Genomic DNA, 21,895 nt, shown 5'->3' on the forward strand with positions numbered 1-21,895 from the left:
AAAATTTCCGACTACCCAAATCCTAGAGGCTGCCCTATAGTTGTGGATAAGTGGGCCACAGCGCTTACTAAAAGAGGCGGAACAAGAGACGAGGAGACGGCGGATGCGCTGCCCGTTTTGCGGAAATATCGACACTCAGGTCAAAGATTCACGCCCGGCAGAGGATCATGTCGCGATCCGCAGGCGCCGTTTCTGCCCGGCCTGCGGCGGCCGGTTCACCACCTATGAACGCGTTCAGTTGCGCGATCTGGTTGTGATCAAAACCAATGGAAAGCGCGAAGATTTCGATCGAGACAAGCTGGAACGTTCGATCCGGATCTCGATGCAGAAACGCCCGATTGATCCGGAACGCATTGATCAGATGATCTCGGGTATTGTGCGGCGGCTGGAAAGCATGGGCGATACCGACATTCCGTCCAGCAAGATCGGTGAAATTGTTATGGAAGCTCTGGCGCGGATCGACACCGTTGCCTATGTTCGGTTTGCAAGCGTATATAAGAATTTCCAGGCGGCCGATGATTTCGAGGAGTTTGTCCACGAACTGCGCCCGCCGCAGCCTTCGACGGACGAGTGAGCGAAACAGATAAGCGATATATGGCGCTGGCCCTTGCCTTGGGGCGGCGCGGACAGGGGACGTGCTGGCCCAACCCATCCGTTGGCTGCGTACTCGTACAGGACGGGCGGATTGTTGGGCGTGGTTGGACGCAACCTGGTGGTCGGCCACATGCAGAAACCGAAGCGTTAAGACAGGCAGGATCGCAGGCGCGTGGCGCGACTGCTTATGTCTCGCTTGAACCCTGCGCCCATCACGGACAGACCCCGCCTTGCGCTCAGGCCTTGATTGAGACCGGTGTGGCGCGTGTTGTTTCAGCCATCGAAGACAGTGATCCGCGTGTTGCCGGGCAGGGCTTTGCCATGCTGCGCGACGCTGGGATTGACGTGACAACCGGTATCCTTGCCGATCAGGCGGCCCGCGACCACGCCGGTTTCTTCTTAAAAACCGAACAGGGCCGGCCATTTGTCACGCTTAAACTGGCCAGCAGTTTTGACGGGCGCATTGCGACCGAAAGCGGCCATAGTCAGTGGATTACGGGTCAGACCTCGCGGCGGGCTGTTCATGCCATGCGGGCAACGCATGATGCCGTCATGGTTGGGGCGGGTACAGCGCGTGTAGACGACCCCTCTCTGACAGTTCGGGATCTTGGGATTGAACGTCAGCCTGTGCGCGTCGTCGTTTCGCGCCATCTGGATATCCCGTTGATGGGTCAACTGGCACGCACCGCCTCGAAAATTCCGGTGTGGTTGTGCCATGGTCCGTCACCGGATGCCGAACGTGCAAAAGCGTGGGAAGGACTGGGCGCAAGGCTTATCCCCTGCGCGTTACGCGATCATCACATTGACGCCGCTGACCTGTTGCAGCAGTTGGGGCAGGAGGGTTTGACCCGCGTCTTTTGCGAGGGCGGATCGTCCCTGGCTGCGTCGCTTTTGGTGGATGAACTGGTTGATGAGTTGATCGGCTTCAGTGCCGGGCTTGCGATTGGTGCCGAAGGTTTGCCTGCCATCGGGGCGCTTGGTATGGATCGTCTGGATGAGGCCCCACGGTTTGAACTGCTGGAGACCCGCATCATCGGTCAGGACGTGATGCATCGCTGGGCACGGGCATTGCGCTAACGGCGCCAGAGATGCGCCTGTGTTGCGAAAACGCCCTGTAGTTTCGAGAGCAGTCTAAGGCCATGACCCGATCGGCTCTGGTAGCCGTCTGTCAGCCTTTCCAATACCACTTCCGGAGGGCAGGGCATGCCGGTGACAGGGTCCAGATACCTCGGGTAATCGATCAGTGCGGCATGAATCAATCCCAGCAGGGAGGGCCGTGCACCACGACGGGCGGGGACGGACCCCAAATCCTGCGTCAAACCCCAACCAGCATAAAAGGGTGCGCCCAGCGTTGTGACCGGCAATCCGCGCATCAGCGCCTCGAACCCTAGCAGAGAGGTCATGGTCCAGACCTCCTGAACCTCACCCAACAATGCGGCGGGATCGGTGTACGTGACGATCAGGTCTGCCAGCCCTTCAGCTTCGGCCTCACCTTCACGCAGGCCAGCTTCGACATCGGGATGCGGTTTATAGATCAGAACGGCGGTCGGGTTCATCTCGCGGGCGGTGCGCAGAAGTTCAGTGTTGGTGCGAACGGTGCTGGTTCCAAACAGGATCGAGGCATCGTCCTCGACCTGTCCGGGCACCAGAATGCGGTGACCTTTTGGCAAGTCCGGAACTGGGCCGCCGGTGTTATATTTGCTGACCGCTCCGGCGATGATCTGTGTCACCAACCGCTCGGCCCGCAATTCCTGATCCGGCCGCAGGGTTTCACGCTTGGCGATCATCTCTTCCAGCCTGCTGGGCTTGGTCGGGTCGTAATAGATCCCAAGGTCATCCAGCGACAGCGACAGAGGCGGCACAAGGCTGGCCCCCAACCCACGGGACCGAACGAAGCCATCCTCGACCCGTGTGACGTTTTCCATATCACGGCCGTGCCGCGCCCAAACCATGTGGGGACGATCTGGGATTTCGGGAACGTCAGGCGTGAATTTTACCTTTTTCTCGCGCCCAAACATGTGCTGCAGGTGCCTGCGTTTCCAAAGCCGCATCCCGGATGCCGTCCAGCCCTTGTGATCTTGTCGCCAGGCGCGGGTCAGACCTTCAAGCGTGTCCAGCACGGATTCGAATTCGCACAGCTGATCCCGATAGGGATCGTACCACTTGGGATAAAGAACCATGGTGGCGGCGAAGAGTTGCGCGCGCGTCAGGTTTCGTTGGCGTCTTGGGAAATGGGCTTCGTCTTGGGTAAGACCCCATCCGGCGTAAAACGGTTGGCCGAAGACGCGGGGTTTGTGACCGGCCAATATGGCCTCGAACCCAAGTTGCGAGGACAGGGTGTAGACGCCCACAGCGCCCTCTAACAAGGTCCAGGGGCTGATGGCGCTGTGCTGAAAGGATACGCGGTCGGTCAGATCATCGGCAGAGTAATATCCGGGCCGGTGCCCTGCGATCGTGTCGGGGTGGGTTTTGATCAAAACGGTCGCGCCGGGGTTCTCCTCTTGCGCCATAACCAGCATCTCGCGGAACCGGGCCTCATCGCCGCCGCTTGCCCTTACAGAAGCATCGTCGCGTGCTTGATCGACAACCAGGACATACCCTGGGTCCGGCGCAGGGGTCGCGGGATCATAGGCGGAATACTTACTCAGATGCAGTTCGCGCAGCCGCGCCATCCCGCCACGTGCCCGGTTCAGCAGGGCCGTATTATCCAACGGGTCGGTCGCAAGAAGTGTTTCCAGATCCGAAGGCTGTGTTGGATCAAAATGCACACCGCTGCGATCAAGCAGCAGACCCAGCGGCGCCTCGCCACTGCGTCCTGAGTGCAGAGATCGCAGGAATGCATCCTCTACGCGCAAGATCGGAGCATTGTATTTGGTCGCTATACGCAGTCCACGATGTGCCGTCGGGCTATTGCCCCAGATACCCACCAGATCCGACCCTTTGGGCGTGCCGATGCCGATATCATATCCGGTCAGTGACAGAATTCTCCGCACGCGCGCGGCTGTCAGAAATCCGCCATTATAGACCAAAAGACGACTGCGTTCGGCCTTGGCATGCGTTCCTTGTGGAACGGAGGGCATCATCCGCCTGTCAGGGTCGTGACATTGGCAAGCGGGGTCAGGCCACCGGCGATCAACGAGATGGATTTGCTCCATTGCGCATAAGGTGCTTCGGTGACGTAAATTGTGTCATCATCGCGGATGACAAAGTCGCGGGCGATGAAAAGGCCATTGGGTGCTGTCAGGTTCAGCACGTAGATCATGCGCTGCTCTCCCTGCAGGTCCGGTTTTCCCATGACTGACCGGACAATGTCCTGTCGTTCCTTTCGTAGAACGAAAATGCCGGTCGGGTCCGAAGACAGGGGCTGCAAGCCACCAACCTGTGCCAGCGCTTCCAGCGCGGACAGATCCTGACTGTCGAATGCCACGCGCGACTGACCGCCCGTCGCCCCCAAGGCGACATAGGACCGGTTGTCGGCTTCGACTAGAATGCGGTCGCCACCCCGCAGGGCAACGTCAAATTCCGGGTTGCGGAACAAGTCATTGTACCAGACCGTCCCTTTTTGATTGCCTCGGATCAGTGTCACCAAGGCTATATCGGACCCTTCGATCACGCCGCCAGCCCGTGTCAGCATTCCGGCCAGTGTGCGGGTTGGTCGTTCGATCGGATAGATCCCGGGCGCGGACAGGGTGCCCGACAGCGAAACGGTTGATCCGTCCCCGGCGATACGGCGCACTTCGACCTGAGGATCAGGGGTCTGGTCCTGGAGCTTTTCCGTGATCAACATGCGAAGCTGTTCCGGCGTATTTCCGGCTGCGCGCAGGCGCCCGGCATAGGGAACAAAGATGAAGCCCTCGCTGTCGACCTGTACCTCTTCCAGGGATGTTGAGGCACCGGTCTCTCCGGATAACAGCCCGTCATCCACGTTTTCCCAGACTGTCAGGCCCAGTACATCACCCGGACGAACCGTGTCGGCGGTCAGGTTCTGAGCGCTACGGAAGGTTTGCGAGAACCCGTATTGAGGCACTGCGGACGTGACCTGCGCCACCCGATCGTCAACCTCAACGACATAGGCGTTTCCACCTTTCGTGGTCGAACCGGCAAGGATTTCGGATTTGTTTGGGCCGGTTTTAGGTAGTTGGCACGCGGCCAGCAGGCCAAGAGCGGCCACAAGGGTTACACCCCGTCCCCATCGGATTGGAAAGCGCTGCACTGCCGAATATCCTCGAACGTCTTGGTTTTGGTCTTTTGTTTCCAGCAGCGTACTTGTTTCCAACTGCAATCGCCAGCATCATGAGGGGTGATTTACTCAACGATCCTCAACTGTGGCGTCCGCGCCTCTTTGTCGGTCAGCACGGATTGGTAGGGATCTTTCGCCCTTAGCATCATATCCACGGCGCGCCTAAGCAACTGTCGCCGCCCACGGCGTGAATAAAACCCACCGGGGACCTGACTGGTTTCAAGCAGAAAACGCCTATAGCTTTGATAGGCTTCGGTATCGGGGATATCTGGATTGGAAAAGAAATCAGTGATCGGTTGGCTGGAAACAAATTCGGGCTTGTCATAGACCGATTTGCCAAAGGCGCGCAGAGGAATGCCGCGCCACAATACCTGCTGACCCGCAGTTGAATTGATCGTCACGGCCGAACTCGCTTCGTTGAGCAATGTGGCCAGTTTGCCCCCGGGTACATAATGGACCCGATCAGTGATACCCAGTGTTTTGGCCAGTTTGCGTGCCACCTGGCGCAATGGTTCCCGATGATTTTCCAGCGGGTGTTCTTTGATGACCAGATGATGGTGCGTTGGTGCGCCATTTGCAAAACCGTGCAGTACCTGCTCAAGAAACTCGGACATGCAGTCAAAGTCCGAGTGTGACTGAACCGAACTGTCATGTCCCAGTTGCAGCAATGCCAAGTGATAGGGAAACCCGCCCCGCCGGACCCGCTCCGTCGCCATTCGCCGCCGGATTCTGTGGAAGGGCATCATTGCCAGCCGTTTGAAATAGAGCCTGAACTCTTTCGAAACCGGTAGGTCACGGTGGGTTTGAAAATTGCGATACTTGCCGTTCAGGAACAGAACAAACCAATGATACAGCGCGCCATAGAAAATATGCTGTCGCATATCACCCCAATGCGTCGGAGGGGGCGGCATCGGCGCATCAGTACGCTCCAGCGCTCGCTGCATCTGGGTAACCTCCAGATTCATCAGATGCGAATTGCCATTCGTACCTGTGCGTTCGTAGGTGACCCACCAGGGCCTCAGATACCCTTCTTCGAAAACATGAACAGTGATCCCGTGGGCGCGGGCGATGCGGATGGCTTGGGCGTGGATTGGACGCGTATCGCCATACAGGACTATGTCTGTCACCTCGCGGCCGACAACCAGGTCAACAAATTTTGCCGGCCAGTTCTCGGGTTTGCCAGCATAGGGAATAAAGCTGGCCTTATCAGACCAGAAAGCCTGATCCCCGGCGTTGAAACCCACGCGCCACACCTCGGAACCCGCTGCGCGCAGGATCTTACCAAGCGCGCCAAAAAACGGCCCGTGCGGTCCTTGCAGGAAAAGAAATACGCGTTTTTGCGCAGCGCCGTTGAGTGGTAACATTTCTGCTGCTCTTGTCGTTAGATGAGGAATTATGCCTGTTTGTCGTATTTGCGGCAACCTGGGGCTTGCCCGTAGGCGCGCTTACGCTTACCTCGACGGTGAGCGCTGGCATCAGGTTAGAAACAGAGGATTAACGCAATGTTTACGGGGATCGTCACAGATATCGGCACCATCACCGAACTGGAGCAGCAAGGCGATCTGCGGGCGCGGATCAAAACCGCCTACAATACCCCGGGGATTGATATTGGTGCATCCATTGCCAGCGACGGCGTTTGCCTGACAGTCATCGCATTGGGCGAAGACTGGTATGATGTGCAAATCAGCGCGGAAACCGTTTCGAAAACCAATCTGGATCGCTGGACCGTCGGCAAACGTGTCAATCTAGAGCGGGCGCTGAAGGTCGGAGATGAGTTGGGCGGTCATATCGTGTCTGGTCATGTTGATGGCGTCGCAGAAGTGGTCGCCGTTCTGGACGAGGGCGACAGCACGCGGGTAACCTTGCGCGCACCCAAAGATCTTGCCCGCTTCATTGCGCCCAAGGGATCAGTTGCGCTGAACGGTACTTCTTTGACCGTAAACGATGTGGACGGGTGCGATTTTGGTATCAACTTCATTCCGCACACCAAAGAGGTGACGACCTGGGGGGATGTCGGCATCGGCGACCGGGTCAATCTTGAGATCGACACGCTGGCTCGCTATGTCGCGCGCCTCGCTGAAATGTCCTAGTCCACAATTCAACGTCGCGTCTGACCGGAACGGTGCCGCATGCGGTCTGGTCTTTGACCGCGCGGTGGTCTATCCACCCGGTCAAACTTGGCATGTGAAAGGCTGCCCCATGAGCTTTGAAACTCCCGGACCGGTCGAGGCCCAGCTGCGCGCGGCAATCAGCCCGATCAAAGAGATCATCGACGAGGCGCGCAAAGGCCGGATGTATATCCTGGTTGATCACGAAGATCGCGAGAATGAGGGCGATCTGGTGATTGCCGCCGAGTTCGCTGATGCTGAGGCAATTAATTTCATGGCCACCCATGGTCGCGGCCTGATCTGCCTGCCGATGACGGCGGAACGGATTGACACGTTGGGTCTGCCTATGATGGCGGTGAACAACTCGTCACGTCATGAGACCGCGTTCACCGTGTCGATTGAAGCGCGCGAGGGAGTGTCGACTGGCATTTCCGCTGGTGACCGGGCGTTGACCGTGGCGACTGCGATCAACGAGCAAAACACGATGGCCCATATCGCCACGCCGGGTCACGTCTTCCCCTTGCGGGCCAAGCGGGGCGGGGTGCTGGTGCGCGCGGGCCATACCGAGGCCGCCGTTGATATCTCACGCCTGGCCGGGCTGAACCCTTCGGGTGTGATCTGCGAGATCATGAACCCTGACGGTACCATGGCGCGGCTGCCTGACCTGGTCGAATTCGCCAAGGAACACGGGTTGAAGATCGGCACGATCAGCGACTTGATCGCCTACCGGTCGCGCAATGACAATCTGGTGGTTGAGACATCTCGGGAAACCGTCACATCCGAATATGGCGGCGATTGGGAAATGCGGATTTTCACCGATCAGACTCATGGCATCGAACATGTCGTGATGGTCAAGGGTGACATCACCACGCCCGAGCCGGTTTTGACCCGGACCCATGCGCTGCACGAGGCGCCCGACATTCTGGGTCTTGGCCCGAAATCCTCACGTGAGCTGCCGCGCGCGATGGAAAAGATTGCGGATGGAGGGCGCGGCGTGGTCTGTCTGTTCCGCCAACCGCGCAACTCGCTCTATGCGGCTGAAGATGAGGGCCCACGCACCATCAAACAAACCGGTCTGGGGGCGCAGATCCTGTCCAAGATGGGGATCCAGGAACTTGTGCTGCTGACCGACTCGCCGGAAACCGTTTATCTCGGGCTCGACGCTTTTGGCCTGTCCATTGTCGGGACCCGTTCAATCCTCAGGGAGGACTGATTGTGGCTGAACAAGACAAACACGGCGTGTTGCCGACACCGAGTTTCGACAAACCCGTCAAGCTGTTGATCGTTGTGGCCCCGTTCTATCGCGCCATCGCTGACAATTTGGTGGCTGGCGCAAAGGCCGAGATCGAAGGGGCAGGCGGCACCTGTGATGTGGTCGAAGTGCCCGGCGCCTTGGAAATCCCGACGGCTATCGCCATGGCGGACCGTCAGTGCAATTTTGACGGCTATGTCGCGCTGGGCTGTGTCATTCGCGGAGAGACCACGCATTACGAAACCGTCTGCAACGACTCCAGCCGTGCCATCCAACTGATGGGTCTGCAGGGGCTGTGCATCGGCAACGGTATACTGACAGTCGAGAATGACGATCAGGCCGAAGTGCGCGCCAATCCGGAAAAAATGAATAAAGGGGGCGGGGCTGCCGCTGCGGCCTTGCATCTGATCGCGCTCAGCCGTAAGTGGGGCTCTTCCAAAAAGGGCGTCGGGTTCAAGCCGCCGTCCGAGTCCATCCTTGTGGCGGGCGACAGCAACGGACCCACAACAGCATGACCAAGACAGACGCGCCAAAACCGGCCAACCAGAAACGCCTGATGAAATCCGCCGCTCGGCTCTATGCCGTGCAGGCGCTGTTCCAGATGGAGCAATCGGGTCAGACAACCGATCAGGTTGTGACCGAGTTTCTGGATCACCGCTTTGGCGCCGTCTATGAGGGCGAGGAAATGCTGGACGGCGATATTCGCCTGTTCCGCAAGCTGGTTGAAGATGCGGTCAATTATCAGGCGCCGATCGATCAGATGACCGATCGCGCTTTGGTTGCCAAATGGCCGATTGCCCGGATCGACCCGACCCTGCGTGCGGCCTTCCGGGCCGCCGGAGCAGAGCTGACACAGAACGACACACCGCCCAAGGTGGTCATCACTGAATTCGTCGATGTGGCGCGGGCCTTCTTCCCCGAAGGTAAAGAGACCAAATTTGTCAACGCAGTGCTGGATCACATGGCGCACGAGGCCAAGCCCGAGGCGTTCTGACGCGTTTACACGGATCAAATATGCGTTAAACTGAATATTATAGCGCAATGAGGTCCGCCATGCCCAAACTGATCCGTTTGTATATCACGCAAGTGGCCTGGGGCTTTGCCATCTCGGCAATTTTTGTCGGGGTGCTTCTGGCCCTGAACGTCGCCAACCTGCGTCATCTGATTACTGGTTCTGATATCGGTCTGGTTGCTCTGGCGATGATCTGGTTCATGAACGGGATCGTCTTTGCCGGTGTACAGTTTGCCTATGCCATTATGAGCATGGCCGAAAAACCTGGTGGCCCGCGCGGCGGAACGCCGGTTTCTGTCAGGCTAAAGCCTGCCTTGATCAAACAAGAGGCACGTACTGGGCGTTAAGACACGTGACACACCGGCTTAGGTGGACGCGGAGCTTGCCCGCCGTAATTGGTAGGTCAGGGCGTCAGTTTTAGTCTGACTGCGTTTTGTCTTTTCTCTGACAGGGTTCGGGTCATTCGGCAGACAAGGCGACCCCCTCCACGGTAACCCTGTGCATCAATCGTCGAAATCCATGATAGTCATTGACCGCTTTGTGCCATGTGGCCCGGTTGTCCCAGATGGTCATGTCGCCTGTTTGCCAACGAATGCGGCATTGGAACTCGGGTTGCTGGCAATGGTCATATAGCATTGCAAGGATGGCTGCTGATTCATCAGCGCTCAGGCCTTCGATATGGGTTGTGAACACTGGATTCACATAAATACCGCGCCGCCCGCTGAGGGGGTGTTTTATGATCACAGGATGTCGCGCGTCTTGGGTGGCTGCCTGTGCATTGCTTAGCCGACCACTTTGCGCCGCTTCACTGTCCTGTGTGCTTGTTCCAAAAACGTGCCGAGAGGAATGAACCGCCCAGAGCCCATCCAGAAAGCTCCGCATGGTAGGTGACAGCGCCTCATAAGCCGCACCCATCGAGACGAACAGCGTGTCGCCTCCAAAGGGCGGGGTTTCCAAAGCATGCAGGATAGACCCCATCGCCGGGATTTGGTCGTAGGAATGATCGGTATGCCAGCCCTCTCCGATGGCCTCTTTCTGATCCTTTTCCTTCAGCACCATAGCGATTTCTGGATGCCCCTCGACCGGCCTGAAGAAGCGGTTGATGTTGATCGCGCCAAAGCGTTGGGCAAACGCCAGATGCTCATCCGGGCCGACATCCTGCGCTCTGAGTACGATGACAGAGTGCTGAGCAAAGGCCGTATGAATGGCGTCGAACAGGCTGCCGTCTCGGATATCGGCGCCGATGATCTCTGCGCCCACACCGCCGGTAAGTGGTCTGATGTCCATCTGCTTTCTCCCTGAGTTTCAAACGCAGGGTAGCGCATTGCTAAAGGTCGAAAAAACTGATTTAAAATTTGTAAAGAGAAGATTTTATTGATGATACGTTTCACTTTGCGCCAGTTGTCGTTCTTCGCCGAGACGGCGCGATGTGGCGGTATCGCGCAGGCAGCCAGGAACCTGAATGTTTCGGCCGCCGCTATTTCATCGGCAATCGACAAACTCGAAGATGTCACTGGTTTGACGTTGTTTGATCGCTTTCCCGCACGCGGGATGAGGTTGACCCGCGTTGGCGCAGCCTTTTTGACGGATTCCGAAGCGTTGCTGATGCAAGCAGGCGCGCTCGGCAATCGGGCCGCTGTGATGGCTGAGGGTAAAACAGGGTCTATTGTGATCGGGACACACTATGCAATTGCGCAGAAGATCATTCTACCAGCTGTTCTGGCTTTTCGCCAAAGCCATCCCGGTATCCGCATCGAGGTTGTTGAGGATGATTTCCCGAACCTGGTTGCTGCGCTGGATGCGGGCGAGTTGGACGCGCTTGTGGTGTTTGATCAAGGGTTTGATCCCCAACGTCATCACGTTGAAGTACTTAAAGAACTGGCGCCTCTGGTTTTACTTCCGGCCTCCCACCCTATGGCGCATGCCGACAGCGTACAGCTTGAGCAGCTGACAGGCTTGCCCTACATTGCAGTGTCGCGTTCCGGTCCGGGTCCAAGCTATCTTGACCTGTTGCAGGCCGCCGGGCTTGATCCAGAAGTGCCGCTGACCTCGCAATCACGAGAGTTGGTGCATGCCTATGTTGGCAAAGGGCTTGGGTTCACGCTGGTTGGTTTTCCGCCAGAGGCGAGCCGCACGATAGAAGGCGATGCGGTCGTAGCGCGTCCGCTGGCACAGGATATCGGGTATTTCAATGTTGTGATTGTGCAGCCCCGCGCCATTCGGCAACCCGAACCCGTAAAAGCATTTCTTGATGCCTGTCTGATCCAGGTTTGATTAGTGCGATCTGGCCCGCAGGTCAGAACCCAGAGCACGTAAATCCGGCTATTTCCTGCCGGAGTTTGGATCGAGTGTGGCGGGACCACCAGTCAACCGTGCGGTTTGATTCCCGAGGACCTGTATGTACAGGTGGGCGCCAGGTAATCAGGCCAGGACCTGAACAGAGCCAGCCCCCTCGGAATTGCTTAAGGCCACCAGAATGCTACCAGTCACAAGAAGGGCAGAACCCGCCACGGGCCTAAGTAGGGCGTCCGGCGGGTTCGCACAAGGGGTCAGGCGTCAACAGTTTCGTGCAGGGCTACGCGCATCTTGCCGAAATGCTCGTCCCAGCCATTGTCCAGCGCCAGGATCAGGCCAAAGGCATCGGCACCTTGCGGCAGACCTTCGTGCAACAGGTCAAGGCGTGTACCGCCCGCAACCGGTTCCAGCGTCCATTTTACAATGCTGACTGCGTCGCCCATTGGCTTAACCGTAAACGAATACTCCAGATATGACGGCGGGCGCGCTTCGCGGACTTCTCCCCAGATCAGAAGGTCGCCACTGGTCGTTCCGAACATCTCCAGTTTTTGTCCCTGGGCCAGGGGGCGTTCAGGTTTGTGAAACCATTCCGCCAACCGGTCGGGTTCGGTCAGATAAGCCCAGACAGTCTCGGGCTCGGCCCTCAGGAAAATGGATTTCCTTAGAACGGCATTAGTCATTTTGATTTCCTTTCAACAGCTTCTTTAAGAGAGTTAAGGCGTTCATCCCAGAATTGATCAAAGTAGCTGAGCCAATCCAGAACAGGGGCCATGCCTTTTGGTTCAAGTCGGTTTATGCGTTCCCGGCCACGGGCTTCGACGGCAATCAGGCCGCCATCCGACAGGACGGTCAGGTGTTTCTTGACAGCCGCGCGGGTCATGTCGAAGCGATCAGTCAACTGAGCAATCGTCATGTCCTGCAGTGCCAGCATTTGCACAATGTCCCTGCGGGTAGGGTCAGCCAGAGCGCGGAACGCGTTTTGAGTTTGATTTTCCATATGCAACCTAAAGAGATACCATTTGGTTTCACATTAATGCGATACCAAATGGTACTATGTCAAGTCGTATGGGCTCACTTTACATTTGTTCACTAATTGTTCACATTTGGGATATGACATTGGACCTGCAACCCGGACAAAGACTTGCACGTGGAGTCGCCCGTCACCTGACGGCGCATGGCTTTGTATCCGTTGAGGAATTCGTGCCTATACGCGGACTGCGGGTTGATGTGATGGGGCTGGGTCCTAAGGGTGAGCTTTGGGTGATCGAATGTAAATCAAGCCGCGCTGATTTCCAGTCGGATTCCAAATGGCAGGGCTATTTGGAGTGGTGTGATCGATTCTTCTGGGCAGTGGATACGGAGTTTCCGACCGAGCTGTTGCCTGCCGAGACCGGGTTGATCATTGCCGATGCTTATGACGCCGAGATCGTGCGTATGGCGCCAGAGGACAAGATAGCTCCGGCTCGGCGGAAGAAGATGATCCAGAAATTTGCCACAGATGCAGCCCGGCGCTTGCAGTCCTTGAGAGATCCCAGATTCTGATAGCTCAGCTTTTGACCGCCCGTGCGGCATGCGCGGCGGCGCGGAGCTCGTCGGCAATCTCTTCGGCTTCTTCTGGATCGAAATCCATTGGAATCTCTAGGTTTTCTGCTTCGATGAATAGGCGCACCATCCCCTGATCTGTTGGTCCGATCTGCAAATTCGCCTGAATGTCACTTTCGGTATTGATGCTCATGTGTGCCTCCGGGGATGAGAGTTCGTGCTAGCGCGCAAAGGCTTGAGAATCAAGTTACCTTTGCGTTCAAATAGGGGATGCACTCTATTCAGATCAGACCCTTTGAAGCTTTGGATGCGCCGTGGTTGGTGGCTGTGCATGATCTTTTGTATTCACGAGACGAGGGTTTCGACGACTCTTTTGCCGTGTTGGTGAAAGAAATCCTCGACGATTTCATCTCGGACCATGATGCCAAGCGCGAGCGTGGCTGGATAGCCGAATGTGACGGTAAACCTTTGGGCAGTATTTTCTGCGTTGCCCTGAGTGAAACGACCGCAAAACTGCGGTTGTTCTTACTGTTGCCCGAAGCGCGCGGAATGGGCGTGGGAAAGCGGATGCTGGAGAGCTGCATGGGCTTTGCTCGCGGCGCCGGTTACACTGAAATGAGGCTGTGGACGCATGAAAGCCACAAGGCTGCCTGTGCGCTTTATGGATCCACTGGGTGGCAGTTGATGGATAGCAAACCGGTCCATTCCTTCGGGGTTGATCTGGTCGAACAAAGCTGGAAAATTCAGCTTTAATCCTCTTGCATTCCGTGAACGCGTTCGGTACATCGCCCTTCACAAGTGCCGCCTTAGCTCAGTTGGTTAGAGCGCTGGATTGTGGATCCAGAGGTCGCCGGTTCGAATCCAGCAGGCGGTACCATCTCCCCGATTGTCAGAAAATTCCCAGGCTAGTTCGGCCGCTAAGCCGCCGCGCAAATCGAAGGGCTGCCTTTACTCAAAACGGTACCGATTATTATTTGAGAAATTGTCTTTTCCGGGGATTGCAGCGGCTGTATCCCCGGTAGGTTCTTAGCGTGCCAGATTCAGGCGAAAGCGCATTTTTGTTTTTCGTTCCGCAGGTAAATGACGGTTCAGATGCTTGTTCACCAGGCCGAACCCCCCAACGATCACAAGCGTCAGTAAGATGAAATAGAAGGCAAGGATTGGATAGGCGACAAAGGGGTTGAACGTCTTGTCCGCGAAATAACTTGCGTAATACAGCGCATCGCCTCGTTGCTGCCAGGCGGGGAAGGCCGAGAAGAACACCAGCGTGGTGGCATGGAACAGAAAGATCGCCTCATTCGTGTAGGCGGGCCAGGCAAGCCGCAGCATGGTGGGCCAGACGATCCGCCGGAAGCGAGACCAACCGGACATGCCATAAGCATCTGCAGCCTCGGTATCGCCCTTGGGAATGGATCGGAGCGCGCCAAAGAAAATTTCGGCTGAATAGGCGGCTGTGTTCAGAAACAGAACGATCAGCGCCCCAATCCAGGCCGACGTCAGAGAATCGAACATCGGATAGGATTTCTTCAGCGACAGGAAGAAGAAATAGGCAAAGAAAAACTGAATGAACAGCGGCGAACCACGAAAGATGAAAATGAACCATTCCGAAGGTTTGCGCAGCCAGAAACTGGGTGAAGCTTTGCCAAGCGCCAGTGCTGTGGCCAGGAAAAATCCGGTCGCAAGCGCCATGACTCCGAAATAGATATTCCAGATCATACCAGACCCGATCAGGGTAAAGTGCTCACATAAGGTAAAGTCGGATTTTGGCAGCAGGCGCTCGCCATATCCAAGAGATCGCAGGCCGTAGTCCTGAATGGTCTGCAAGCAGCTCATGCGGTGGTCTCCTTGCGCAGCAATTCTCCGGCGGCGGTGGCCTGTCCGTGGGACAGCCGGCGCATCAGGCGTTCAAGCCCGATCTCGGACATACGGGTGAAGCCAAGGTAGAAAACCAGCAGGAACAGGAAATACCACATGCGCCAGTCACCGTGTGGGTATTGCGTAAACTTCGGAGTCTTGGTGCTGCCCAGTTCGCGGGCCCAGTACACGATATCTTCGATGCCCAGAAGGAACAGCAACGGTGTGGCCTTGATCAGAACCATCCAGAGATTGCTGAGACCGGGCAGGGCATAAACCCACATCTGAGGCACAAGGATTTTCCAGAATGTCTGGCGGCGGGACATCCCATAGGCTTCGGCGGTTTCCAGCTGTGTATAGGGTACGGCCCGCATGCCGCCGAACAAAACATTGGCGGCGAAAGCACCGAAAACAATAGAGAAAGTGATGACAGCCAGAAAGAACCCATAGGTTTCGTGCACCCATTCCGGCGAGGTGCCCAGTGGCAGTTTGGCAGATTGGCAGACGATAAAGTCGTTGCCCTGTCGGATCGAATCCGTCCAGTCCGGGCAGAGAATTTGATGCCGCGTCCATTCGAATGCCTGATCCAAAGCAATCACGAAGAACATGAAAAAGGCGATATCCGGCACGCCGCGCACGATGGCGATATAACCCTTACCCAGCCAACTGACCGGCAGAACGTGCGAACGGGCAGCCATGGCTCCGACGAACCCGAAACCCAGCGCTACGGGCGCCGTCACGGCAAGTAGGGCTAGTACCTTGAGGAAGGACAGGTAAAAGGACCAATGCACACCATTGGTCAGATAGCACGAGAACCAACGGAAGGTTCCCAGCGTGTCGGGATCAGTGCAGAACGAAAAAATGGCGGGCCTCTTCAGGTGGTAAAGGCGCTGGGGCGGCGCGCCCGTAGACTGGGGCACGCCGCCGGATCAGAATTAGAAGGTCGAAGACACTTCCCATTTGGTGATCAGCTCGTTCAGGCTGCCGTCATCCTTCATGGATTGGATGGCTGCGTTGAGCTTTTCTTTCAGCTCACCGTCGGATTCACGGACGCCAATGCCGACGCCACCACCCAGCGGAACCTCATCGGCCACAAAGCGCAGATCTGCGTCTTCGTCGACGATCGGGGCAAGGAAGGATTTGTCGGCCAGAACCGCATCGGCCTCACCGTTGCGTACGGCAGCGATGGTTTCCTCGGGGCTGGCGAACTCGACCAGGGTCGCGCCGGATTCGGCGATATAGCCAGCCTGAATGGTGCCGGTCTGTGCGGCGACCACACCACCTGCAACATCGGCGTCATCCGACATTGCTACATAGGCGGAAGGATCCGGCGGTGTGTAGTTCTGGGTAAAGTCGATGACCTCGTCACGCTCGTCGGTGATCGACATTCCAGCGATGATCACGTCGTAGTTGCCCGAGACCAGGTTCGGAATGATCGAATCCCAGTCGTTCTTGACCCACTCGCAGGTCAGGTCTGCGCGTTTGCACAGCTCGTCGCCCAGCTCGCGCTCAAAGCCGTCGATCTCACCTGCGTCATTGACGAAGTTCCAAGGTGCATAGGCTCCCTCGGTCCCCATCCGGATGGTGTCTGCCATGGCCATGCCCGCGCTCAGCGCAAGGGCCGCAGTGGTCAGGATCAGTTTTTTCATTGGATACTCCCCAGTTTTGGTTCTGATCTGAAGTTATGCCGCCTGAGTGGCGGAAAGAAAGCCCTGAAGCCGTGGAGATTCAGGGGTAGTAAAGAGATCTTCAGGCAGGCCTTCTTCTTCGATGAGGCCCTGGTGAAGGAAAACGACATGGCTAGAGATATCAGCGGCCATTTTCATGTCGTGGGTCACAATGATCATGGTGCGGCCTTCTGCAGCCAGGTCTTTGATCACCTTGATCACTTCTTGTTCCAATTCGGGGTCCAGCGCCGACGTGGGCTCGTCAAACAAAAGCGCCTCGGGCTCCATGCACAGCCCCCGCGCGATTGCGGCACGCTGTTGCTGACCACCTGACAACTGTGCGGGGTAGGCGTCGCACTTGTCGCCAATACCAACTTTTTCAAGGTATCTGCGTGCGCTGTCTTCAACTTCATTTTTGTCACGGCCCAATACCGTTACAGGTGCTTCCATCACGTTCTGCAGGATGGTCAAATGAGCCCACAGGTTGAACTGTTGGAAAACCATCGACAGGTTTGTGCGAATGCGCAGAACCTGTTTCGCATCTGCAGGCCGGCGCGTGTGGCTGTTACCGGACCAACGAACAGGTTCACCCTTGAAAAGGATTTCGCCCTGCTGGCTGTCTTCCAACAGGTTGCAGCACCGCAATAAAGTGGATTTCCCAGACCCCGAGGACCCAATCAAAGATACGACATCGCCCCGTCTGGCAGTGATATCCACGCCCTTCAGCACTTCCAGATTGCCGAAACTCTTGTGTAGGTTCTTGATCTCAATGACGGGAGTTGAATCTGTCACGGTTGGTCCAAGTGTTATTGGTGTTGGTGCGGTACTAGGGCTTAAAAATCAGATCAATGCAATGCGCAAATGACAGAGTAAGCGGGTGATTCCGTCAATTTGACGAAGCGTTCTGGTCAATTTGATCATGAATTATCCATCGCAGTTTACAATTTCGACGGATTTGGGACGCGCAGATAATCTTTGGCAGGAATTGAGATCAGGTCATGCAGGTGCAGAAGGTTCCGATCTTGCGGTGACATGGTTAGAATCGCGTTGCGAGCAGCGCGTGCGATCTGAGCGGCGTCCTGATCCTTCGCTGTGATATAAGGTAGCGCGGGGGTTGGGGTTGTTTCGGCGACCTCACGCAGAGCTTCTGGAAGGTCGGAATGGACCTTCAGTATCTCCCATGTCAGCGCATCCAGCGCGGCATAATCGGCACGGCCCTCGGAAATGGCTTGAGCAGACAGCGCATGACCACCGGATTGCAGAACCGACGATGGTGTTCGGTGGTATCGTTCAAGGTGAACCATTGGGGCGGCCCATCCGGATTGCGACAGCGGTTCATTATAGGCAAAAACACCATCGGCCAATTCATCAAGATCGCGGGGGTCGTGGCGGCGGGCTACAAAAACCGACCGGTAATGGCCAGGTGGGCAGCCAGGCAACGCGTAGTCCGGCGTTCCAACCAACTGCACCTTGCCATGCAGCCGGGTGCGATAGGGCATGCCGCAGGTCTGGGCAAAAACCAGATCCGAGTCCAACCAGACATCCCAGACATCCCGGTCTCGGTTTAGGTTTGCGGGGCCATAGCCAAGGTAATCCCGAATCGATGCCCAAAACCGATCATTCGCAGGGCGCAGCGCAGGCATGTCGTACATGCCCAGCATGGCTATCAAGATTTGGCAGCCTTTTGACGGGCCATTGCAGAGTCGACATCACTGATGCCCAGCAGGCTGACGACCAGTCGCAGTAAGGAATCCTCTTCACCCGTGCGGTGCCCATCCGCCAGAGCGACCGACCACAAGGCCTGAACGACTGCCAAGCGGTCGTCATAGGCAACGGCCTCTTTGATTGCGCGAGTGAACCGTACGGTGTCCGGTGCTTCGGCCTCGAGATCTTCGGCGCGGGCGCGCAGGCCGGCGGCTTCGAACGGGGATAGGTCATAGCGTTCAACCGAAATCCGGTCGATTCGCGCCATTTCACTGTCGGCATAGTCGTTGTCAGATCGGGCAACGCGCACCAGCAGGGCCGTCAAGGCCAGTCGAGCATCGTCATCGGTGAAAGGGGCGGGCTGAGGCTGGGTCAGTCGAGACAGAAAATCACTAAACATGAGACAGGTATAGAGAGGCCTTACGCCTCTTCCAAGCGTCTTTGCACACGCTTTCTGGCGGTCTTGCTGTCGTTAAAGCTCAGACCCATGGCGATGCGGGCTTCTTCGACGATTTTCATCTCGCCCTCATCTGTATTCCCGTCGGCCAGAACCACCTCCCAGAGGGCATCCAAAGCGGCCAAGCGCTCGTGCAGGTCCGTGGTTTCCCGGATCAGCTTACCGAACGTGTCCGTTTCCGGTGCGGCTGCGTGCAGTTTCTCGCAGGTGGCGCGGACCTTTGCGGCTTCGATCGCGTTATGTTGATAAAGTCGGGCGAGGATACGGTCGATCAGGCTGATCTCTTCCAGCTTATAATCCCTGTCCGCTTGTGCAACGCGCACCATAAGCGCCCCGAGTGCAAGTTCAGCGTCTGGGTCGGGCAGATTGTCGTGTTGTGGCGGGCGGAAAGCCTGAAAGAGTTTTTTCAACATGGTCAGAGATTATTCCATATTTGATAACCCGCCAAGCACGGACTATCGCGCAAGGCTCAGAATGATCAAAAGACCGCCTGCTACAGCCGGATAGCGCGCTGGGTCAGAGTACCTTTCGCGCTTCGTCTTGCAGCCAGGCCAGCATTTTCCGATAGGGTACAGGGCCATAGCTTATACGCGCGACTCCCAGCCCAGCCAAAGTGGCGGTGTCCGGTGTGCCGGGTAATGCTATGATATTTAGCGGCAGGTCGATTGACTTTACCAACCGGGCAATCATGGCCTGATCCCGTAGGCCGGGGGCAAAGAATCCGCTGGCCCCTGCATCTGAATAGGCTTGTGCTCGGACCATTGCCTCTTCCAGCATCGCATCATCATGGGTTTCGGGCTGCGCCTTCAGGAAAATGTCGGTCCGCGCGTTGATAAACGCAGGAACGCCAGCCGCATCGCAGCCTTCACGCATCGCGCTGACACGGGCGGCCTGAGTTTCAATATCGTACAAGTCTTTTGATCCGATGATCTGGTCTTCGAAGTTGAAGCCGACAACGCCGGATTCAAGGGCCAGCCTGATATTGGCAGAGATACCCTGAGCATCAGCCGCATACGCACCTTCGAAATCCAGAGTAACCGGTAGATCAACGGATTCGACAATCCGGCGAGCATTGTCCAGCGCGACCTGCATCGGGATGTTTTGGCCGTCGCTGAACCCTTGTGCCATCGCAACAGGAGCGCTTCCAGTGGCAATGGCTTGGGCGCCAGCGTCGCGCACGGCACCGGCACTGCCAGCATCCCAGATATTGTACAGGATAACCGGTTCGCCCTTTTTGTGCAGAGCCGCGAATGTCAGTGCTTTGGTGATCTGATCGGTCATGGCCGGTCTCCTATCTCTGAGTTGCGGACAGTTAACCGTGCAAAGGGTCAGCGCGTACAGTCTTTTCGCGCTGACCGATACAATCTGCTTTCGTGCCTGGTGTCAGACCAGACGCGAGGTATCCTTGGCAGCGCGCACAAAGTCGCGGAACAAAGGATGCGGGTCGAACGGCTTGGATTTCAGCTCGGGGTGGTACTGGACCCCAATGAACCACGGATGATCCGACCACTCGACGATTTCTGGCAACCGGCCGTCGGGGGACATGCCTGAGAAATTGAGACCAGCTTTTTCCAGCTTGTCGCGGTATTTGATGTCCACTTCATAGCGGTGGCGGTGGCGCTCCTCGATGGCGGTACCGCCATAGACTTCGGCCACTTTTGACCCTTCGGCCAGAACCGCGTCATAGGCGCCCAGGCGCATGGTGCCGCCCTTGTCATCACCGACTTTGCGTTCGACCTTGTGATTGCCCTGCACCCATTCTTTCAGGTGATAGACCACCGGTTCGAAACGTTTTTTACCGGATTCATGGTCGAATTCCTCGGACCCGGCCTCTTTGATGCCAGCGGCATTTCGCGCGGCCTCAATTACGGCCATCTGCATGCCCAGGCAGATGCCCAGGTAGGGCACTTTATGTTCGCGGGCGTATTGCGCAGCCTTGATTTTGCCTTCGGTACCGCGCTCACCGAATCCGCCGGGCACGAGGATCGCGTGGAAGCCTTCCAGATGCGGGGCGGCCTCTTCGGTATCGAATACCTCGGCATCGACCCATTCGACCTTGACGCGGACACGGTTGGCCATCCCGCCATGGGTCAGCGCCTCGGCTATCGACTTATAGGCGTCTTCCAACTGGGTGTACTTACCGACGATGGCGACCTTCACTTCGCCCTCGGCATTGTGGATGCGATCACTGACGTCTTCCCATTTGGTCAGATCGGGCTTGGGGGCAGGGCTGATCTGGAAGGCATCCAGAACCGCCTGATCCAGTCCCTCGCGGTGATAGGCGAGCGGAGCATCGTAGATGGTGCTGAGGTCCTGCGCAGCAATCACGCTATCGGGGCGGACGTTACAGAACAAAGCCAGCTTTTCACGTTCCTTGGTCGGGATCGGGCCTTCGGACCGGCAGACCAGAATGTCGGGGGCGAGACCGATCGAACGCAGCTCTTTCACCGAGTGCTGGGTTGGTTTGGTTTTCAATTCGCCCGAGGCTTTGATGTAGGGCAGCAGGGTCAAGTGCATGAACAGGCATTGGCCGCGTGGTTTGTCCTGGCTGAATTGGCGGATGGCCTCAAAGAAGGGCAGGCCTTCGATATCGCCCACGGTGCCGCCGATCTCGCACAGCATGAAATCAACCTCATCCTCGCCTATGGCGATGAAATCCTTGATCTCATTGGTGACGTGCGGGATCACCTGAATGGTTTTGCCCAGGTAATCGCCGCGGCGTTCTTTTTCCAACACGTTGGAATAAATCCGCCCGGAACTGACCGAGTCGGTTTTGCGCGCGGCTACGCCGGTAAAACGTTCGTAATGGCCAAGGTCCAGATCGGTTTCTGCCCCGTCATCTGTAACGAACACTTCGCCATGTTCAAAAGGCGACATGGTGCCCGGATCGACATTCAGATAGGGGTCCAGCTTGCGCAGACGCACCGAATATCCGCGGGCCTGCAACAGCGCGCCCAAAGCCGCCGAAGCTAATCCTTTGCCCAAGGATGAAACCACACCACCAGTGATGAAAATAAAACGCGCCATGTTTTTCGGCTGCTCCCCGTGAGACGTCAATATCAGCTGCCCGGCGGTTCAAGAAAAACCGCTGCATCACGGGACTTCACGTATAAAGGATTCGCGCCAATAGCGCAAGAGAACCGCAAGATGCTGTTGCAGTTCTCTTTTCG

The 21,895-nt window shown here is 56.9% G+C and carries 26 protein-coding genes and 1 tRNA gene; 11 read left to right on the plus strand and 16 right to left on the minus strand.

Annotated elements, in window-relative coordinates:
- The first annotated feature begins 103 nt into the window (after positions 1-103).
- Both nrdR and ribD read left to right on the plus strand, forming a co-directional pair.
- Positions 104-574, plus strand: coding sequence for a transcriptional regulator NrdR (nrdR, locus tag AC2FLE_RS02135; protein WP_142634651.1), 471 nt, complete (start codon positions 104-106; stop codon positions 572-574).
- Positions 571-1,671, plus strand: a complete 1,101-nt coding sequence (ribD, locus tag AC2FLE_RS02140) for a bifunctional diaminohydroxyphosphoribosylaminopyrimidine deaminase/5-amino-6-(5-phosphoribosylamino)uracil reductase RibD (RefSeq protein ID WP_496694973.1) — start codon at positions 571-573, stop codon at positions 1,669-1,671. Before nrdR ends, ribD begins: the two co-directional genes overlap by 4 nt.
- Here the strand turns inward: ribD and AC2FLE_RS02145 are convergent.
- The 3 genes from AC2FLE_RS02145 to AC2FLE_RS02155 form a co-directional block, all read right to left on the minus strand.
- Positions 1,668-3,674, minus strand: coding sequence for a capsule polysaccharide biogenesis protein (locus AC2FLE_RS02145; RefSeq protein ID WP_496696074.1), 2,007 nt, complete (start codon positions 3,672-3,674; stop codon positions 1,668-1,670). The two genes, ribD and AC2FLE_RS02145, sit on opposite strands and share 4 nt — an antisense overlap.
- Entirely contained in the window at positions 3,674-4,807 is a 1,134-nt protein-coding gene (locus AC2FLE_RS02150) for a polysaccharide biosynthesis/export family protein (protein ID WP_496694975.1), read from the minus strand. The genes AC2FLE_RS02145 and AC2FLE_RS02150 overlap by 1 nt, the downstream gene beginning before the upstream one ends.
- A 92-nt stretch (positions 4,808-4,899) precedes the next feature.
- Positions 4,900-6,198: a capsule polysaccharide biogenesis protein gene (locus AC2FLE_RS02155; RefSeq protein WP_496694977.1), complete on the minus strand. Its 1,299-nt coding sequence runs from the start codon at positions 6,196-6,198 to the stop codon at positions 4,900-4,902.
- A gap of 138 nt (positions 6,199-6,336) precedes the next feature.
- On the opposite strand from AC2FLE_RS02155, the gene AC2FLE_RS02160 reads away from it, so the two are divergent.
- From AC2FLE_RS02160 to AC2FLE_RS02180, 5 genes are all read left to right on the plus strand, one after another.
- Positions 6,337-6,924, plus strand: coding sequence for a riboflavin synthase (locus AC2FLE_RS02160; protein ID WP_142634640.1), 588 nt, complete (start codon positions 6,337-6,339; stop codon positions 6,922-6,924).
- Between the two features lie 109 nt (positions 6,925-7,033).
- Positions 7,034-8,155: a 3,4-dihydroxy-2-butanone-4-phosphate synthase gene (gene ribB / locus AC2FLE_RS02165; protein WP_496694979.1), complete on the plus strand. Its 1,122-nt coding sequence runs from the start codon at positions 7,034-7,036 to the stop codon at positions 8,153-8,155.
- A 2-nt stretch (positions 8,156-8,157) separates the two neighbouring features.
- Positions 8,158-8,709, plus strand: coding sequence for a 6,7-dimethyl-8-ribityllumazine synthase (locus AC2FLE_RS02170; RefSeq protein ID WP_496687468.1), 552 nt, complete (start codon positions 8,158-8,160; stop codon positions 8,707-8,709).
- A complete protein-coding gene (gene nusB, locus AC2FLE_RS02175; RefSeq protein WP_142634634.1) occupies positions 8,706-9,188 on the plus strand; it encodes a transcription antitermination factor NusB in 483 nt (160 codons plus the stop codon). Before AC2FLE_RS02170 ends, nusB begins: the two co-directional genes overlap by 4 nt.
- A gap of 59 nt (positions 9,189-9,247) precedes the next feature.
- Entirely contained in the window at positions 9,248-9,553 is a 306-nt protein-coding gene (locus AC2FLE_RS02180) for a hypothetical protein (RefSeq protein ID WP_142634632.1), read from the plus strand.
- 112 nt (positions 9,554-9,665) lie between these two features.
- Here the strand turns inward: AC2FLE_RS02180 and AC2FLE_RS02185 are convergent, their stop codons facing one another.
- Positions 9,666-10,493: a TauD/TfdA dioxygenase family protein gene (locus tag AC2FLE_RS02185; RefSeq protein WP_496690790.1), complete on the minus strand. Its 828-nt coding sequence runs from the start codon at positions 10,491-10,493 to the stop codon at positions 9,666-9,668.
- A 90-nt stretch (positions 10,494-10,583) separates the two neighbouring features.
- On the opposite strand from AC2FLE_RS02185, the gene AC2FLE_RS02190 reads away from it, so the two are divergent.
- Positions 10,584-11,480: a LysR family transcriptional regulator gene (locus AC2FLE_RS02190; RefSeq protein ID WP_142634628.1), complete on the plus strand. Its 897-nt coding sequence runs from the start codon at positions 10,584-10,586 to the stop codon at positions 11,478-11,480.
- Between the two features lie 275 nt (positions 11,481-11,755).
- Here the strand turns inward: AC2FLE_RS02190 and AC2FLE_RS02195 are convergent, their stop codons facing one another.
- Complete coding sequence (locus AC2FLE_RS02195; protein WP_496694982.1) at positions 11,756-12,181, minus strand: SRPBCC family protein; 426 nt, start codon at positions 12,179-12,181, stop codon at positions 11,756-11,758.
- Positions 12,178-12,498, minus strand: a complete 321-nt coding sequence (locus AC2FLE_RS02200) for an ArsR/SmtB family transcription factor (protein WP_271946295.1) — start codon at positions 12,496-12,498, stop codon at positions 12,178-12,180. The genes AC2FLE_RS02195 and AC2FLE_RS02200 overlap by 4 nt, the downstream gene beginning before the upstream one ends.
- Before the next feature lie 113 nt (positions 12,499-12,611).
- On the opposite strand from AC2FLE_RS02200, the gene AC2FLE_RS02205 reads away from it, so the two are divergent.
- Positions 12,612-13,043, plus strand: coding sequence for an MmcB family DNA repair protein (locus AC2FLE_RS02205; RefSeq protein ID WP_142634622.1), 432 nt, complete (start codon positions 12,612-12,614; stop codon positions 13,041-13,043).
- Positions 13,044-13,047: 4 nt separating this feature from the next.
- Here the strand turns inward: AC2FLE_RS02205 and AC2FLE_RS02210 are convergent, their stop codons facing one another.
- A complete protein-coding gene (locus tag AC2FLE_RS02210; protein WP_142634620.1) occupies positions 13,048-13,236 on the minus strand; it encodes a DUF6324 family protein in 189 nt (62 codons plus the stop codon).
- 77 nt (positions 13,237-13,313) lie between these two features.
- Here AC2FLE_RS02210 and AC2FLE_RS02215 point away from each other — a divergent pair, with 77 nt between their 5' ends.
- Both AC2FLE_RS02215 and AC2FLE_RS02220 read left to right on the plus strand, forming a co-directional pair.
- The gene (locus AC2FLE_RS02215; protein ID WP_496694984.1) at positions 13,314-13,796 is read left to right on the plus strand and encodes a GNAT family N-acetyltransferase; all 483 of its coding nucleotides are present in this window, start codon (positions 13,314-13,316) and stop codon (positions 13,794-13,796) included.
- 47 nt (positions 13,797-13,843) lie between these two features.
- Positions 13,844-13,920: transfer RNA gene (locus tag AC2FLE_RS02220), tRNA-His, on the plus strand.
- 149 nt (positions 13,921-14,069) lie between these two features.
- On the opposite strand, the gene AC2FLE_RS02225 is transcribed toward AC2FLE_RS02220, so the two are convergent.
- The 9 genes from AC2FLE_RS02225 to pyrG form a co-directional block, all read right to left on the minus strand.
- Positions 14,070-14,876 (minus strand): ABC transporter permease, encoded by an 807-nt coding sequence (locus AC2FLE_RS02225; protein WP_142634616.1) that lies wholly within the window; start codon positions 14,874-14,876, stop codon positions 14,070-14,072.
- Positions 14,873-15,760 carry an ABC transporter permease gene (locus tag AC2FLE_RS02230; RefSeq protein WP_142635158.1) on the minus strand — a complete coding sequence of 296 codons (888 nt, stop codon included), beginning with the start codon at positions 15,758-15,760 and terminating at the stop codon, positions 14,873-14,875. The genes AC2FLE_RS02225 and AC2FLE_RS02230 overlap by 4 nt, the downstream gene beginning before the upstream one ends.
- 72 nt (positions 15,761-15,832) lie before the next feature.
- A complete protein-coding gene (locus AC2FLE_RS02235) occupies positions 15,833-16,546 on the minus strand; it encodes a transporter substrate-binding domain-containing protein (RefSeq protein ID WP_271946303.1) in 714 nt (237 codons plus the stop codon).
- A 33-nt stretch (positions 16,547-16,579) separates the two neighbouring features.
- Positions 16,580-17,356 (minus strand): ABC transporter ATP-binding protein, encoded by a 777-nt coding sequence (locus AC2FLE_RS02240; RefSeq protein WP_496694986.1) that lies wholly within the window; start codon positions 17,354-17,356, stop codon positions 16,580-16,582.
- Positions 17,357-17,502: 146 nt separating this feature from the next.
- On the minus strand, positions 17,503-18,225 hold the full coding sequence (locus AC2FLE_RS02245; protein ID WP_496696077.1) for a phosphate/phosphite/phosphonate ABC transporter substrate-binding protein: 723 nt from the start codon (positions 18,223-18,225) through the stop codon (positions 17,503-17,505).
- A gap of 5 nt (positions 18,226-18,230) precedes the next feature.
- The gene (locus AC2FLE_RS02250) at positions 18,231-18,668 is read right to left on the minus strand and encodes a tellurite resistance TerB family protein (RefSeq protein WP_142634608.1); all 438 of its coding nucleotides are present in this window, start codon (positions 18,666-18,668) and stop codon (positions 18,231-18,233) included.
- A gap of 20 nt (positions 18,669-18,688) precedes the next feature.
- Positions 18,689-19,138 (minus strand): tellurite resistance TerB family protein, encoded by a 450-nt coding sequence (locus AC2FLE_RS02255; RefSeq protein ID WP_142634606.1) that lies wholly within the window; start codon positions 19,136-19,138, stop codon positions 18,689-18,691.
- A 103-nt stretch (positions 19,139-19,241) separates the two neighbouring features.
- Entirely contained in the window at positions 19,242-20,006 is a 765-nt protein-coding gene (locus tag AC2FLE_RS02260) for an isocitrate lyase/PEP mutase family protein (protein WP_496693321.1), read from the minus strand.
- Positions 20,007-20,108: 102 nt separating this feature from the next.
- The gene (pyrG, locus tag AC2FLE_RS02265) at positions 20,109-21,752 is read right to left on the minus strand and encodes a CTP synthase (protein ID WP_142634602.1); all 1,644 of its coding nucleotides are present in this window, start codon (positions 21,750-21,752) and stop codon (positions 20,109-20,111) included.
- Between the last annotated feature and the right edge of the window lie 143 nt (positions 21,753-21,895).

This window comes from Ruegeria sp. CDSA077 (assembly GCF_059612265.1).